This window comes from Haemophilus sp. SZY H35 (assembly GCF_018829705.1).
GTDB lineage: Bacteria > Pseudomonadota > Gammaproteobacteria > Enterobacterales > Pasteurellaceae > Haemophilus > Haemophilus haemolyticus_K.
Genome location: NZ_JAHKJZ010000002.1, coordinates 1 through 14,911, shown reverse-complemented (window position 1 = coordinate 14,911; position 14,911 = coordinate 1). Strand labels below are relative to the sequence as shown.

At 37.6% G+C, this 14,911-nt stretch carries 12 protein-coding genes; 8 read left to right on the top strand and 4 right to left on the bottom strand.

Going from position 1 to position 14,911, the window contains the following annotated elements; translation table 11 throughout:
• Positions 1–52 precede the first annotated feature (52 nt).
• Both KP710_RS03630 and KP710_RS03625 read right to left on the bottom strand, forming a co-directional pair.
• Positions 53–1,051 (bottom strand): iron ABC transporter substrate-binding protein, encoded by a 999-nt coding sequence (locus tag KP710_RS03630; RefSeq protein WP_215770920.1) that lies wholly within the window; start codon positions 1,049–1,051, stop codon positions 53–55.
• Positions 1,052–1,216: 165 nt separating this feature from the next.
• Positions 1,217–2,764 (bottom strand): methyltransferase regulatory domain-containing protein, encoded by a 1,548-nt coding sequence (locus tag KP710_RS03625; protein ID WP_215770993.1) that lies wholly within the window; start codon positions 2,762–2,764, stop codon positions 1,217–1,219.
• A gap of 134 nt (positions 2,765–2,898) precedes the next feature.
• Here KP710_RS03625 and KP710_RS03620 point away from each other — a divergent pair, with 134 nt between their 5' ends.
• From KP710_RS03620 to KP710_RS03610, 3 genes are read left to right on the top strand one after another with little or no spacing between them, the layout of a single operon-like run.
• Positions 2,899–3,981, top strand: a complete 1,083-nt coding sequence (locus tag KP710_RS03620) for a PhoH family protein (RefSeq protein ID WP_215770919.1) — start codon at positions 2,899–2,901, stop codon at positions 3,979–3,981.
• 1 nt (position 3,982) lies between these two features.
• On the top strand, positions 3,983–4,447 hold the full coding sequence (ybeY, locus tag KP710_RS03615) for an rRNA maturation RNase YbeY (RefSeq protein WP_009766889.1): 465 nt from the start codon (positions 3,983–3,985) through the stop codon (positions 4,445–4,447).
• Positions 4,448–4,465: 18 nt separating this feature from the next.
• Entirely contained in the window at positions 4,466–5,251 is a 786-nt protein-coding gene (locus KP710_RS03610) for a Cof-type HAD-IIB family hydrolase (RefSeq protein ID WP_215770918.1), read from the top strand.
• A gap of 37 nt (positions 5,252–5,288) precedes the next feature.
• Here the strand turns inward: KP710_RS03610 and KP710_RS03605 are convergent, their stop codons facing one another.
• Both KP710_RS03605 and gap read right to left on the bottom strand, forming a co-directional pair.
• Positions 5,289–7,097, bottom strand: a complete 1,809-nt coding sequence (locus tag KP710_RS03605) for an AMP-dependent synthetase/ligase (RefSeq protein WP_215770591.1) — start codon at positions 7,095–7,097, stop codon at positions 5,289–5,291.
• A gap of 193 nt (positions 7,098–7,290) precedes the next feature.
• Positions 7,291–8,310, bottom strand: a complete 1,020-nt coding sequence (gene gap / locus KP710_RS03600) for a type I glyceraldehyde-3-phosphate dehydrogenase (protein ID WP_215770590.1) — start codon at positions 8,308–8,310, stop codon at positions 7,291–7,293.
• Positions 8,311–8,560: 250 nt separating this feature from the next.
• Between gap and gmk the strand changes: the two genes are divergently transcribed.
• From gmk to murI, 5 genes are all read left to right on the top strand, one after another.
• Entirely contained in the window at positions 8,561–9,187 is a 627-nt protein-coding gene (gene gmk, locus KP710_RS03595; protein ID WP_215770589.1) for a guanylate kinase, read from the top strand.
• A gap of 62 nt (positions 9,188–9,249) precedes the next feature.
• Positions 9,250–9,516 (top strand): DNA-directed RNA polymerase subunit omega, encoded by a 267-nt coding sequence (gene rpoZ, locus KP710_RS03590; RefSeq protein ID WP_005625717.1) that lies wholly within the window; start codon positions 9,250–9,252, stop codon positions 9,514–9,516.
• 72 nt (positions 9,517–9,588) lie between these two features.
• Complete coding sequence (gene spoT / locus KP710_RS03585) at positions 9,589–11,703, top strand: bifunctional GTP diphosphokinase/guanosine-3',5'-bis pyrophosphate 3'-pyrophosphohydrolase (protein WP_215770917.1); 2,115 nt, start codon at positions 9,589–9,591, stop codon at positions 11,701–11,703.
• Positions 11,700–13,781 carry an ATP-dependent DNA helicase RecG gene (gene recG, locus KP710_RS03580; protein ID WP_111407461.1) on the top strand — a complete coding sequence of 694 codons (2,082 nt, stop codon included), beginning with the start codon at positions 11,700–11,702 and terminating at the stop codon, positions 13,779–13,781. The genes spoT and recG overlap by 4 nt, the downstream gene beginning before the upstream one ends.
• Positions 13,782–13,810: 29 nt before the next feature.
• Positions 13,811–14,620 (top strand): glutamate racemase, encoded by an 810-nt coding sequence (murI, locus tag KP710_RS03575; protein WP_111407460.1) that lies wholly within the window; start codon positions 13,811–13,813, stop codon positions 14,618–14,620.
• Positions 14,621–14,911: the final 291 nt, after the last annotated feature.

Genomic DNA, 14,911 nt, shown 5'->3' with positions numbered 1-14,911 from the left:
TGGCAACTGTATCTTCACTTTTGGTGAAAATACAGTTGCAACGTTAGCGGGCTTATTTTAAACCAGCTTCTTCAATTAATTTATTTGCTTGTTCTTTATCTTGAGCAGTAGTTGCTGAAACTACTGGCGCTTGCAATTTAGCATAAGGTTCCATATTGAATGGAGAAGTCACATCTGTACGTAATGGATATTCTGCACGTACAGCAACTAAGGCTTCTTGACCTTTTTTACTTGCTAAGAAGTCCACGAATTTTTTCGCTTCTTCTTTATTTTTAGATGATTTTAAGATTGCAGCACCAGAGTAAGTGACTAACGCACCAGGGTCTTTATGACGAATAAAGTACAAGCGAGTTTTTAAGTTTTCTGCGCCTTTTTCTTTTGCTAATGCATACCAGTAGTAGTTATTAATTAAGGCTGCAGGTACTTCGCCATTTTCAACAGCTTGCAATGCAACACTGTTTTTCGCGTAAAGTTTACCATTTTCTTTTAAGCCTTTTAACCAATTAAGCGCAACTTTCTCGCCTTTTAGTTTAACAATAGCTACAACTTGTTCTAAGAATGCACCAGAGGTTGGTACATAACCGATTTTATCTTTCCATTTTGGTGTTGCGTAATCAAGCACTGACTTTTCCATATCTTTTTCAGATAATTTAGTGTGATCATAAACGACAACACGAGAACGACCACTTAATGCAATCCAATCTTTTTTAGGTGCAACTGGTACACCTTGGTGAGAGGTTTGTTTGATCGTATTGGCTGAAAGTGGTTCTAATAAACCCGCTTCAGAAAGTGCGGCAAATGGAGATGTTTGTTCTGAATAGAATACATCGGCTGGGCTTTTATCGCCTTCTTCTTTAAGTTGACCAGCTAACTGTTCGCTTTTAGCACTATTTAAAGTGACTTTAATGCCAGTTTCTTGCGTAAATGCATCAGCTACGGCTTTTGCAGCTTCCTTATGTTGGCCGTTGTAAACGGTAATATCGGCAAAGCTAGTTGCTGAGAATGTAAGTGCAGCAGCGAGTGTCGCAATTTTGAAAGATTTGAATGTCATTGATAACTCCTTGTTTATGAGAATGAATGTTTTAATTAAGCTTGAATGACCTTTATTCTATTTCTAAATTCATTTAAATGCAAATAATTCTCAATTTTTGTTTGTGACAAAACAAAAGGAGAGCGGTTAGCTCTCCTTCAATATATTGATTGCTTTGAATTTTGTTTATAGTGTGGCAGGTTGAATGTAACCTAAGTCTGCTAATACTTTACAAATAGAATCATATAATCCAGAACAGTCAAATTTTTCATCAATGAGTTTCTCATTGTTGCTCATATCTTTGTAGCCATTTTCAATTAAATATGCTTTGAGTGACGAATTAAGCGCTGCTTTAGTTGTTGGTTTTTCCATTTGGGCCATCATGTAAAGATGGAGTTCATTTAAATTCTCAACTCCGTCATTATACATATTACCAGCACCAATATATTGATCTGCACCTTCTAATAAGGTCTGTACATATTGAGTAAAACGTTTAGGTACATAAGTTTTGTTATCTTCAAACGTATATGTTTGATAAGGCGTGAGAAAAACCTTGATATATCCTAGGACTACAGCAAACAATACAGAAGAGTAAATTTCATTCTCTGTGAGATTTTCAAATTCTGTATGTTCAGCAACGTAATCAGTTAATGATTGAATAGTGAAATGACCTACTTGATAGATAAAGTGTTCAAGTAATTTTGCAACGCCTTGATTATTAAATATATGACTGAGATTATTTTCTTTGTTCTGGTTAATAAAAGTTAATTTATTTAATAATGCTTTATCAATGATTTCTGTACGGTTAATTTTATCTTGCAAATGAGTATGGCATAATAAACTTCTTCTAAATGCCACATCGTAAAGATAATCGAGGCATTGTTCACGTGCCACATAATCTGTTTCGGATAATTGATTGATCATGTCTCTTAGATGTGGTGGCATCCAAGAAGTATATGAAAGTTGAAAATCCGTATCACCAATATAAGCCAATTGATGTTGATCTAGGCTATCAACAAATTGATTTAAATAGAGAGGGTGATTGTGATATTCGAGATATTCATGTGCTACGTAATGATCACCTTTAGTTTGAATATTATCAAAGTTATTGATTCGGCTCTTATTATTATTTTTTTCAGACTCAATCGATTTAATTGCATCTGAGAATAACTGAACAACAGCTTTGCCACGACGAGTTTGTTCAGAGAGCGGTAAATCCTGAGTGTATTTATTCGCATAAAGCATAATATCACGTGCAACTTCGCGGCTTTTCCAACCAGGATAGGTGTTGTAAGAAATATAAGCAATACCGTTAGGGGTTAAATTCTCACGGCAAACCTCAAGAATTTTATCTTTCACATTATCAGGTACCCAAGAATAAATACCATGTACGATGATGTAGTCAAACATGCCAAATTCAGGCGTAATATCGAGAATATTTTTTGTTTCTAAACGAACGTTTGTTAATCCCATTGATTTAATAATTTCATTACCTTGAGTAATTTGACTATCTGATAAATCAATGCCTACAAATTCAGTATCTGGATAATAAATCGCTTGAGAAATTAAGTTTCCACCAAAAGAAGAACCTAATTCTAATACTTTAGTACCTTTGAGTGCTGGAGGGGTTAATCCCCACAAGGTTGCATTTCCTTCCAAACGCGCAATGCTCGTATAAGAAAAGGGTTTTGAGTAGTATCTAAGTTCGTCGTAAGGGTTATTTTGCTCGGTCATAATATATCCAGTTTGTAACATAATTAAGGGCGCATATTATAGTGGGAATAGGGATGAAAACAAAGTGATGATTATTTCCCATGAAGTGGTAATTACGCTAGAATAACCGAAATTTTCACCAGCTTAGTATCCTCATGCTTTCATTTACTCTCGAACCTCAAGATAACGCACGTTTGCAATCTTTATGCGGTGCATTTGATGATCATCTAAAACTTATCGAAAAAGAATTTAATCTTGTCATTGCTCGTCATAATTTCACTTTTAATATTGATACAGTGGAAGAGGAGTCTAAACCTTATCATGCAAAATTGATAAAAAGTGCGGTGAAATTAATCCAAGATTTATATGTTGAAACTGCACCCGTAAAAGGTAAAGTGAAAGAGTTAGATTTGGAAGATGTGCATATGGCTTTACAAGAAAGTCGTATGCTATCTCAAGTTGAGCCGAACTGCGCTGAAAATAATGTTTTCGGTACAACGATTAAAACTAAACGAGGTGTGATTAAACCTCGAGGCGAAAATCAAGTTCAATATTTGCATAATATTTTAATTCACGATATTAGTTTTGGTATTGGCCCAGCAGGGACGGGGAAAACTTTTTTAGCGGTTGCTGCAGCAGTTGAGGCTTTAGAACGTCAAGAAATTCGTCGCGTTTTACTTACTCGACCTGCGGTGGAAGCGGGCGAAAAGTTAGGTTTTTTACCTGGGGATTTAGGTCAGAAAATCGAACCTTATTTACGTCCACTTTATGATGCTTTGTTTGAAATGCTAGGTTTTGAGCGTGTGCAAAAATTAATGGAACGTAATGTTATTGAAATTGCCCCTTTGGCTTATATGCGAGGGCGTACACTTAATGATAGTTTTATTATTTTAGATGAAAGCCAAAATACGACAGTTGAGCAAATGAAAATGTTTTTAACCCGTATTGGTTTTAATTCTAAAGCCGTGATTACGGGCGATATTACGCAAATTGACTTACCTCGTAGCACAAAATCTGGTTTACGCCATGCGATTGAAGTGTTGGAAAAAGTACCAGAATTAAGTTTTAACTATTTTGATAGCAAAGATATTGTGCGTCATCCTGTGGTGGCTAAAGTGGTGCAAGCATACGAAGAATGGGAAGTGCAAGATGAAATTCGTCGAAAAGAATTAGCGGAGCTTCGTAAACCCGAACGTGAAAAAGAGCGGTCAGAAATTGAAAAGAATTTAGGAGAGTAAAATGGGAAGTATATTCGTTGATCTGCAAATTGCCACAGAAAATATAGAGGGGTTGCCAACAGAAGAACAGATTGTGCAGTGGGCAACAGCGGCTGTACAACCAGAAGGGGATGAAGTCGAAATGACGGTTCGTATTGTGGATGAAGCCGAAAGCCATGAATTAAATTTAACTTATCGTGGCAAGGATCGCCCGACTAACGTGCTTTCATTTCCGTTTGAATGTCCCGATGAGGTGGAGTTGCCATTGTTAGGGGATCTCGTTATTTGTCGTCAAGTCGTGGAGCGAGAAGCCGCTGAACAAGAGAAACCATTAATGGCGCATTGGGCGCATATGGTTGTGCATGGTAGCTTACATTTACTCGGTTATGATCATATTGAAGATGATGAAGCTGAAGAAATGGAAAGTTTAGAAACCCAAATTATGCAAGGATTAGGTTTTGATGATCCTTATCTAGCAGAGAAATAATCTTTATTCGGAGTAATGATGTATAAAGCGGTATTTAGTGATTTTGATGGCACCTTATTAACCTCTCAACATACCATTTCCCCTCGAACTGTTGCGGCAATTAAGCGTTTAACAGCGAATGGTATTCCTTTTGTGCCAATTTCGGCGCGTTCTCCTTTGGGTATTTTGCCTTATTGGAAACAGCTTGAAACGAATAATGTGTTTGTTGCATTTAGTGGCGCGCTTATTTTGAATCAACATCTTGAACCAATTTATAGCGTACAAATTGAACCAAAAGATATTCTAGACATTAATACCGTTTTGGCGGATCATCCTTTGCTTGGCGTGAATTATTATACAAATAATGATTGCCATGCACGCGATGTTGAAAATAAATGGGTGATTTTTGAACGCAATGTCACCAAAATTGAGATTCATCCTTTTGATGAAGTGGCAACACGTTCGCCACATAAAATTCAAATTATTGGGGAAGCTCAAGAAATCATTGATATTGAAATTATTTTAAAGGAAAAATTTCCACATCTGAGTATTTGTCGTTCCCATGCTAACTTTTTAGAGGTGATGCACAAGAGTGCAACCAAAGGAAGTGCGGTGCGTTTTTTGGAAGATTATTTTGGCGTAAAAACCGATGAAGTGATTGCGTTTGGTGATAACTTTAATGATCTGGATATGCTAGAACACGCGGGGCTTGGGGTGGCAATGGGAAATGCACCTGATGAAATTAAACAAGCTGCAAATGTAGTCACTGCGACTAATAATGAAGATGGGCTAGCATTAATTTTGGAAGAAAAATTTCCTGAATAACAGGTAAGAAAAAGGCTCTCAAACGAGAGCCTTTTAGTTATGAATTTTTTGATTCTTTTGAATTATACATATCTTCAATTTGCTTACGATAACGTTCTAAAATCACTTTTCTACGCAATTTTAATGTTGGTGTAATTTCACCCAATTTAATGCTGAATGCTTGAGAAAGTAACGTGAATTTTTTTACTTGCTCGAAATGAGCCAGTTCTTTTTGTATTGCATTAATACGCTGCTCAAACATTTTTAGAATTTCAGAATTTTTTAGTAATTCTAAACGGTCATGATATTTAATATTGAGCTGTTTTGCGTACTCTTCCAAACTATCAAAGCAAGGCACAATAAGTGCAGACACATATTTTTTCGCATCGGCAATGATTGCAATTTGTTCGATAAATTTATCTTTACCGATTTTGCTTTCGATATATTGTGGTGCGATATATTTACCGTTTGAGGTTTTCATTAATTCTTTAATACGATCGGTAATAAATAAATTACCTTGTTCGTCAAACTCTCCCGCATCGCCAGTTTTTAAGAAACCATCTTCTGTGAAGGCTTGAGCTGTTTCTTCTGGCTTCTTGTAATAGCCTTTCATCACCATTCCGCCACGCACGAGGATTTCATTATTTTCCCCAATTTTAACTTCTGCTTTTGGCATGAGTGTGCCGATTGAATTTGGGTTAAATTGGAAATCATGCCAGCAAGAAACGGTTGCAGTTGTTTCTGTCATGCCATAGCCTAATTTGATGTTGATGCCAATAGCATGGAAAAATAGCCCAATAGCCGGTTCTAATTTTGCTCCTCCGCAAGGCATCATTTTTATACGCCCTCCCAATAATTGGCGAAGTTTTGAGAGCACTAATTTATCTGCCAAAGCAAATTGTTTATTCAATAAGAATGGAATAGCTTTGTTATTTGCACGCAAATCAAAATGTTTTTGTCCTACGGAAATTGCCCAATGAAACATAATTTGGCGAAGTTTTGGTGCTTTTTGAACTTTATCCAAGACGGCGGCATAAATTTTTTCGTAAAAACGTGGCACGGCACACATTAAGGTAGGGCGAATTTCCGTTAAAGCTAACCGTACTTGATTGGTGTCTTCTAAATAGCAAAGTATTGCTCCTTTATGAAGAATATAAGCCGCCCAGGCTCGTTCAAAAATATGAGAGAACGGTAAGAAAGAAAGTGAAACGTCCTGATCTGTCACATTAAGTGAAAGATCATGCGTTTCTAATTGGTGAGCGAGATTAGCATAATCTAACATGACACCTTTAGGCTCTCCAGTAGTACCCGAGGTATAAATAATCGTAAACAAATCCGATAATTGTTTTTGGTTTAAGCGTTGGGCTAGTTCATCTTGTTGGGCGTTTGAACCTGTTTCAATAAAACTTTCCCAAGTGCAAGAAAGAGGATCTTGTTGTAATTGAATGGTGGATTTCATTGCCACGATTTTTTGTAATTGTGGACAATGATGCGCGATTTCCAATGCTTGATCGTATTGCTCTTGATCGCCGACGAATAGAATTTTTACATCGGCGTGATTTAGGATAAATTCTGCTTGCTGCGCTGTATTGGTTGCGTAAATAGGTACTGTGATTGCTCGAATTTGTAAGGTCGCAATGTCAGCGATTGTCCAACGTTCCATATTATGGGCAAAGATGGCGATTTTATCTTGCACGCCAATACTATGAGCAAGCAATGCACGAGAAAGTTGATTGAGTTGCTCTTGAAAATTTTTCCAAGAGATGTCTCTCCACAAGCCGTGTTCTTTATAGCGAAGTGCGGTCATATTTGCACGAGTTTTGGCTTGTTGTTGAATACGATTAACAAAATGGAGATCGAGATTCATATTAACCCTATTTTTTGATTTTATTGAGCGAACAGTTGTGCGCTAATATAATCTTAAATAGGAATAAAAGCTAGAATAATATTGATTGTTTTAAATTATTTTTAGTGATCCATTGTTCATTTTTAGATCGTAAACTAAATTTTAGGTAATAAAAAACCGCTCCGAAGAGCGGTTAATTTTTTCAAAGTTTTAATTAGCCTTTGTAGTTGTAAATGTGAGTTACTAAGTCTAATACTTTGTTTGAGTAACCAGTTTCGTTATCGTACCAAGATACTAATTTAACGAAAGAATCAGTTAATGCGATACCAGCATCTGCATCAAATACAGAAGTTAAAGTACAGCCGTTGAAGTCAGTAGAAACAACAGCATCTTCAGTGTAACCTAATACGCCTTTTAATTCACCATTGAAAGTTTTACCTTCAGCTGCATCTTTGATTGCTTGTTTGATTGCATCATAAGAAGCTGGTTTTTCAAGGTTAACAGTTAAGTCAACAACAGATACGTTTGGAGTTGGAACACGGAAAGCCATACCAGTTAATTTACCGTTTAATGCTGGTAATACTTTACCTACTGCTTTCGCTGCACCCGTTGAAGATGGAATGATGTTTTGTGATGCACCGCGGCCGCCGCGCCAGTCTTTAGCTGATGGACCATCTACAGTTTTTTGAGTTGCAGTTGTTGCGTGAACAGTGGTCATTAAACCATCTTTGATACCGAAAGTTTCATGAACAACACGTGCTAAAGGAGCTAAACAGTTTGTTGTACAAGATGCGTTAGAAACGATATCTTGACCTGCGTATGCGTTGAAGTTTACACCACGAACGAACATAGGGGTTGCATCTTTAGATGGACCAGTTAATACAACTTTTTTCGCGCCTGCAGTGATGTGTTTACGAGCAGTTTCATCAGTTAAGAATAAACCAGTCGCTTCAACAGCGATATCAACACCGATTGCACCCCAGTTTAAGTTTGCTGGATCACGTTCTGCAGTTACACGGATAGTTTTACCATTAACCACTAAGTTACCATCTTTCACTTCAACAGTGCCGTCGAAACGACCGTGAGTTGAATCATATTTCAACATATAAGCCATGTATTCAACGTCGATTAAGTCGTTAATACCTACAACTTCGATGTCATCACGGTGTTGTGCTGCACGGAATACGATACGGCCGATACGACCAAAACCATTGATACCAATTTTAATTGCCATAAGATTTTCACCTTTTATTTAAGTTAAACAAATCTGTTTGCTTTGAGTAATACTGCTCACTCAGTAAGACAGTGCACAGAGTATAGCACGAGCATTTTTATAAAACTATAAACCCTACTACTTTTTTGTGATCTATATCAAATCATCATTAGAATGAAAAAGTACCGTAAAAAATCACCGCACTTTTGATGATTTTTTATAGAGAAATCTGCATAATAGACTGAAATTGTTAGAGAAGGTTAAATATTCTATGTCTCAAGGTAATCTTTATATTTTGTCTGCACCAAGTGGTGCGGGAAAATCTTCATTAATTTCAGCGTTATTGGCATCAGATAGTTCAACTCAAAAAATGGTTTCTGTGTCCCATACGACCCGTGCCCCACGCCCAGGTGAAGTTGAAGGTGTACACTATTATTTTGTATCAAAAGAAGAGTTTGAATCACTTATTGAGCAAGATTTATTTTTAGAATATGCTAAAGTTTTTGGTGGAAATTATTATGGAACCTCTTTACCTGCGATTGAAGAAAATTTAGCAAAAGGTATTGATGTATTTTTAGATATTGATTGGCAGGGTGCTCAACAAATCCGTACAAAAGTACCTTCGGTAAAAAGTATTTTTATTTTACCGCCTTCATTGCCAGAGTTAGAACGTCGTTTAATTGGTCGTGGGCAAGATAGTGAAGAGGTTATCGCTGAACGAATGTCAAAAGCGATAAGTGAAATTTCGCATTATGACGAATATGATTATGTCATTGTGAATGATGATTTTGAGAAAGCATTAAAAGATTTACAAAGTATTTTGCAATCGGAACGCTTAACTAAAGATTATCAACAAAAACAAAATGCAATGTTAATTCAACAGCTACTAGCAAAATAGGGCGAAATTGAGTATTATAACGCCCTTTCAATAGAGTAATTTTTGACAAATCGGAGTAAATTATGGCTCGTGTTACTGTGCAAGATGCAGTAGAAAAAATTGGTAACCGTTTTGATTTAATTTTAACGGCTGCGCGTCGTGCAAGACAATTACAACTTAACCAGAGTGCGCCGTTAGTGCCAGAAGATAATGACAAACCAACAGTAATCGCATTGCGTGAAATCGAAAAAGGTTTGATTAATCAAGATATTATGGATGCACAAGAATTCCAAGAAATGGCTAAAGTGCAAGAAACGGAAGAAGCAGCTGTTGCATTAATTACAGAATAATCTTTTAAAAGTGCGGTAAAAAATCACGATATTTTAACCGCACTTTCTCTTTCAACGATAAGTAGGTCTCCTTTGGAACTGTTTGCGGATTTAGATCGAATTATTCAAGGGTATTTGCCCGCAGATAAAATTGAACTCATTAAGCGTGCGTTTGTGATTGCAAGAGATGCGCACGAAGGACAATTTCGCTCTAGTGGGGAGCCTTACATTACCCATCCTGTTGCGGTAGCCTCCATTATTGCTCAACTACACTTAGATCATGAAGCAGTAATGGCTGCGCTTTTACACGATGTTATCGAAGATACACCTTATACAGAAGAACAACTGAAAGAAGAGTTCGGTGCCAGTGTGGCTGAAATTGTGGACGGTGTATCAAAACTCGATAAGTTGAAATTTCGTACTCGCCAAGAAGCACAAGTCGAGAATTTTCGCAAAATGATTTTGGCGATGACGCGTGATATTCGCGTTGTGTTAATCAAGCTTGCTGACCGCACGCATAATATGCGCACACTTGGTTCGTTACGACCAGATAAACGCCGCCGTATTGCGAAAGAAACCCTTGAAATCTATTGCCCGCTTGCTCATCGTTTAGGTATTGAGCATATTAAAAATGAATTAGAAGACTTATCTTTTCAAGCAATGCATCCTCACCGTTATGAGGTATTGAAAAAACTCATTGATGTGGCGCGGAGTAATCGACAAGATTTAATCGAACGTATTTCACAAGAGATTAAAGTGCGGTTAGAAAACGCAGGCATTTTTGCCCGAGTGTGGGGGCGTGAAAAACACCTTTATAAGATCTATCAAAAAATGCGCATAAAGGATCAAGAATTCCACTCTATTATGGATATTTATGCGTTCCGTGTGATTGTAAAAAATGTGGATGATTGTTATCGCGTTTTGGGGCAAATGCATAATCTTTATAAGCCACGTCCTGGTCGAGTAAAGGATTATATCGCCGTACCTAAAGCAAATGGCTATCAATCTTTGCAAACTTCAATGATTGGGCCGAAAGGTGTCCCCGTAGAAGTTCATATCCATACAGAGGATATGGAACAAGTCGCCGAAATGGGTATTACGGCGCATTGGGTTTATAAAGAAAATGGTAAAAACGACAGTACAACCGCACAAATCCGCGCACAACGCTGGCTGCAAAGTTTGGTCGAAATTCAACAAAGTGTAGGTAATTCGTTTGAGTTTATTGAGAATGTAAAATCAGAGTTTTTCCCGAAAGAAATTTATGTTTTTACACCAAAAGGTCGAATTGTTGAATTGCCAATGGGTGCAACGGCAGTAGATTTCGCTTATGCCGTGCATTCAGATGTGGGAAATACTTGTATTGGTGTGACTGTTGAGCATAAACCTTATCCGCTTTCACAAGCCCTTGAGTCTGGGCAAACGGTAAATATTATCACCGATCCAAATGCGCATCCTGAAGCTGCATGGTTAAATTTCGTGGTAACTGCTCGTGCGAAAACACGGATTCGCCATTATCTCAAACAGAGTTGTGAAGAGGATGCGGTGAAATTAGGCGAAGTTGAGCTTAATGCAGCATTACAACCACATAATTTAGGTGATTTTTCTATTCAACAAATTAGAACTGTACTAGATGCTTTAGCGCTTTCTTCTTTAGATGAATTATTACGAGAAATTGGTTTAGGCAATCAGTCTGCCTCCATCATTGCGCATCAATTTGTGGGCGTGCCGTTAGAATCTTCTAATACTCAGAATTTTGAATTTGAATCCAAAATACTCACTATTGCACCAATGCAAGTGGGTAAAACACAATTTGCTCAATGTTGTCATCCAATCCCAGGTGATCCTATTGTGGGATGTTGTACAGAAAAAAATACAGTTGTGGTACACCATCAACATTGTGCAAGTTTGAAAAATGCTTGTTGCCAATCGTTGGCTAAATGGGATAACGTTCAAAGTGCGGTGAATTTTGAGGCTGAATTACAAATAGAAATATTGAATGAGCAGAATGCCTTGCTTAGTTTAATGACCGCAATTTCTGCGAGCGAAAGCAGTCTTCAAAATATTTGGACGGAAGAATTAGAGAACAATTTATTGCTTGTGATTTTGCAGGTTTGTGTAAAAGATATCAAACACCTTGCCAATATCGTTCATCGTATTAAAGGCATCACTGGCGTCGTTAATGTCAAACGTAATATTAATGAGCTATGAGCCTTGAACTTCTCGATGCCGTACCTTTGACCAGCCTCTCTGGTGTGGGGGCGGCCATTTCTAATAAACTGGCTAAAATCGGCATTCATAACCTACAAGATTTACTCTTTCATTTACCTATTCGCTATGAAGATCGTACGAGAATTACGCCAATCGCTCATCTTCGTCCCGAACAATATTTTACCATTGAAGGAATTGTACAAACCTGTGAAGTCGCTTTTGGCCGTCGCCCGATTTTATCAGTTAGTTTGTCAGACGGCACATCGAAAATTATGTTACGTTTTTTCAATTTTAATGCGGGAATGCGTAATAGTTTTCAAGTAGGTGCGCGAGTAAAGGCCTTTGGAGAGGTAAAACGTGGGCGTCACATGCCTGAAATTCATCATCCAGAATATCAAATTGTGCGAGATAATGCGCCTATTGTATTGGAAGAAACGCTAACGCCGATTTATTCCACGACGGAAGGGCTCAAACAAAATTCATTACGAAAATTAACGGATCAGGCTTTGGCATTGCTCGACAAAGTTCAGATTGCAGAAATTTTGCCTAATGAATTTAATCCACATCAATATAGCTTAAAAGAGGCATTGCGATTATTGCATCGTCCGCCGCCAGATATTTCATTAGAAATGTTAGAGCAGGGTAAGCATCCTGCGCAGCAGCGATTAATCTTTGAAGAATTATTGGCACATAATTTAGCTATGCAAAAAGTGCGGTTAGGAACGCAGCAATTTTCTGCCTTACCGCTACATTATCAAACAGATTTAAAACAGCGATTTTTAGCCACCTTGCCATTTCAACCAACTAATGCTCAAAAGCGAGTAGTGTCGGATATTGAACAAGATCTTATCAAAGATTATCCAATGATGCGCTTAGTACAAGGGGATGTTGGCTCGGGAAAAACATTGGTTGCCGCATTGGCTGCTTTAACTGCAATTGATAATGGCAAACAAGTCGCCTTAATGGCGCCAACAGAAATACTAGCAGAACAGCATGCGAATAATTTTAGACGGTGGTTTGAGCCTTTAGGCATTGAAGTAGGTTGGTTAGCTGGTAAAGTAAAAGGAAAATCAAGACAAGCAGAGCTTGAAAAAATCAAAACTGGCGCGGTGCAAATGGTGGTGGGGACGCATGCTTTATTCCAAGAAGAAGTCGAGTTTTTCGATCTAGCATTGGTGATTATTGATGAACAACACCGTTTTGGTGTGCATCAACGATTAATGTTGCGTGAGAAAGGCGAAAAAGCAGGATTTTATCCCCATCAGTTAATTATGACGGCCACGCCGATTCCAAGAACGTTGGCAATGACTGTCTATGCAGATTTGGATACATCAATTATTGATGAATTGCCTCCAGGCCGTACGCCTATAACAACCGTAGTGGTTTCTGAAGAACGTCGCGCTGAAATTGTGATGCGTGTAAAAAACGCTTGTGTTAATGAAAAACACCAAGCCTATTGGGTGTGTACGTTAATTGATGAATCAGAGGTGTTAGAAGCTCAAGCAGCTGAAGCGATTTGGGAAGATCTAACTAAGGCATTACCTATGTTAAATATTGGGTTAGTGCACGGGCGGATGAAACCACAAGAAAAACAAGATGTCATGATGAGTTTTAAAAATGCAGAATTGGATTTATTGGTGGCAACGACAGTAATCGAAGTGGGTGTTGATGTTGCGAATGCTAGTTTGATGATTATCGAAAATGCAGAGCGTTTAGGTTTATCGCAACTTCATCAGTTACGAGGGCGCGTCGGTCGAGGCAGTACGGCTTCTTTTTGTGTACTAATGTATAAACCTCCGCTCGGTAAAGTTTCGCAAAAACGTTTGCAAGTGCTACGAGATAGCCAAGATGGGTTTGTTATTTCGGAAAAAGACTTAGAAATTCGTGGACCTGGTGAAGTACTTGGAACGAAACAAACGGGCATTGCTGAATTGCGAGTAGCAAATTTAATGCGAGATAGAAAAATGATACCCACGGTGCAATTTTATGCAAAATCGCTTATTCAAAAATACCCGGATCTAGCAGAAAGTCTGATTCGTCGTTGGTTAAATAATAAAGAGATTTACTCGAACGCTTAAAAGTGCGGTCAATTTTCAAAGAGTTTTAAATGGATAAAAAAGAAAAACGCCCAACTGTGCTCTTTTTTGACTCAGGAGTGGGTGGGTTTAGCGTATACCGTGAAGCTAAAAAATTATTACCAAATTGGCATTATCTCTATTGTTTTGATAATGCCGGCTTCCCTTATTCAGAACGCGAAGAAGAAAGTATTATTCACCGCACTTTAGCGGTTTGCCAACTGATTAATCAACGTTATCCATTAGATGCAATCGTGATAGCTTGTAATACAGCGAGTACAGTTGTACTTCCGCCTTTGCGCGCTGATTTTGATATTCCTATCATTGGAACTGTACCCGCTATTAAACCTGCATCAGAAATGACAAAGACAAAGCATATTGGTTTATTAGCTACAAAGGGTACGGTAAAACGTCATTATGTCGATGAGTTGATTGATAAATTTGCGCGAGATTGTGTTGTCGAAAGATTGGGAACAACAAAATTAGTAGAAATTGCGGAGCAAAAAATTCGTGGCCATTCCGTTGATCTAATTAGTTTAAAAGATGAGTTATCTCCGTGGGCAGGCATGGCTGATTTGGATACATTAGTTTTAGGTTGTACTCATTTTCCACTCATCAAAGATGAAATTCAGTTGTGCTTGCCACAAATTAAATATTTTATGGATCCTGGATCGGCGATTGCTAAGCGGATAAAATATTTACTAGATGGTAAAAGTGTACGTGCTCAAGGTGAAAAACATAATCAAATGTTTTGTACTGCACATTTTTCAGAAGAATCTCAATTTAAAAAAGCTTTACATCTATGGGGATTTGAATCTTTAGATGTAATAAAAATAGACTAAAATTGATGTTAAATAGACCTTTTTGTATTAACTTTATCCAAAAGATCATTTTTTTAAATATTTTTACAAAAAAGTACTTGCAAGGATTTTGAAAATCCCTATAATGCACCGCACACAACGACGCACTGTTGTGAAGTCTTTAAGTTTCCAAGTGCGTCGTTGTTTTTTGCTCTTTAACAATATATCAGACAATCTGTGTGGGCACTTGTTGATTGACTTGTTTTAAAATATTTTAATTTTGAAGTCTTAATAGGTGCTTAACTGAAAATTCATAATTACTTTTTTAAGTAG